At 38.8% G+C, this 1422-nt stretch carries 1 protein-coding gene and 1 pseudogene; both read left to right on the forward strand.

What is annotated here, in order from left to right; genetic code table 11:
- Window positions 1–49: 49 nt before the first annotated feature.
- Window positions 50–550 (forward strand): transposase, encoded by a 501-nt coding sequence (locus ACFI6L_RS20210; protein WP_462574698.1) that lies wholly within the window; start codon window positions 50–52, stop codon window positions 548–550.
- A pseudogene (locus ACFI6L_RS20215) lies at window positions 538–1392 on the forward strand (IS3 family transposase); the annotation flags it as partial. The gene ACFI6L_RS20210 and the pseudogene ACFI6L_RS20215, both read left to right, overlap by 13 nt.
- Between the last annotated feature and the right edge of the window lie 30 nt (window positions 1393–1422).

Genomic DNA, 1422 nt, shown 5'->3' on the forward strand with positions numbered 1-1422 from the left:
ATGAAGTGACCCCCATTAGTTGGACATTCCAATTATTGGGGGTCTTTTTATGTCAAAACACAATAGAGCGTTTAAAATAAAGCTCGCTCAGCTAGTCGAAGAGAAAAATTCTGAAGCTTTAGGTAGAAAGTACAGAGTAAGCGCTCGGCTTATTCGCTATTGGTTTCAGGTTTATCAAATAAACGGCTCAAATAGCTTTATTCATAAGCAGCTACCTTATTCTAGCGAGTTCAAAATCCATGTGCTAAAGACGATGGAAATGAACAATTGGTCATTGGGTTATACCAGCGCCTATTTCGACTTATCATCCCCTGGTATTTTATTTCAATGGCAAAAGCTTTATGCTCGCAAGGGCATATCCCGTCTCAACCCCAAAAACAAAGGTAAGCCCCGCGTGACTAATAACTCTTCAACTCCTAAACCATCATCAGAGATGACTGAAAAAGAGCTTAGAGAAGAACTCGATTATTTACGTGCAGAGAACGCTGTCTTAAAAAAGTTAGAAGCCTTGGCTCAAGCCAGAAAGAAAAAAGCAAAGACAAAACGATAGTTGTCGAAGAGCTCAAGGCAATATATAGCTTACAACATTTATTAAGAGTTACAGGGCTTCCCAAGAGTGTGTATTACTACCATCGTAATGCACTGAGTCAGCCTTGTTCCAATACTGACTTACGCGTAAAAATCCGTGATATCTATCACAAACATAAAGGGCGATATGGCTATCGTAGAGTGACTTACGCTTTACGAGCGATGGGCTTAGTGGTTAACCATAAGCGTGTACAACGCCTAATGTGCGAACTTGGTTTGAAGTCAAAAGTCAGGCCTAAACGTTATAAGTCTTACAAAGGTGAAATCGGCAGAATCGCAGAAAACAAATTGAATCGTGAATTTACTGTAGAGCAGCCTAATCAAAAATGGGTGACTGATGTAACTGAGTTTAAAGTGAATAATCAGAAGGTGTATCTGTCACCGATAATAGATTTATTTAATCGAGAGGTCATTAGCTATGAAGTGCGGACATCTGTAACGTTACCCTTAGTTACAGATATGCTTAAAGCCGCGACTAGTAAGCTATTACCACATGAAAAGCCACTCATACACTCTGACCAAGGATGGCAATATCAAAATAAACAATACCAAAATCACTTGAAACAGAATGGGCTACTTCAAAGCATGTCTAGAAAAGGAAATTGCTTAGATAACGCTGTTGCAGAGAACTTCTTCGGCATATTAAAAACTGAGATGTACCACAATAAAACGTTCAAAGATGCAAATGAACTTATTGAAAACATCAAAGAATATATCGATTATTACAACAACGAACGTATTAAGCTAAAACTAAAAGGCCTGAGTCCGATACAATATCGAAATCAGGCCTTGGTTGCCGCTTAGAAATGAGTCCAACTTAATGGGGTCACTTCA

It is taken from the genome of Alteromonas sp. G4i35 (genome assembly GCF_054960375.1).

Bases quoted from the DNA above. Each gene is read 5' to 3' on its own strand.
- ACFI6L_RS20210 (WP_462574698.1), top strand. From the start codon at position 50: ATGTCAAAACACAATAGAGCGTTTAAAATAAAGCTCGCTCAGCTAGTC.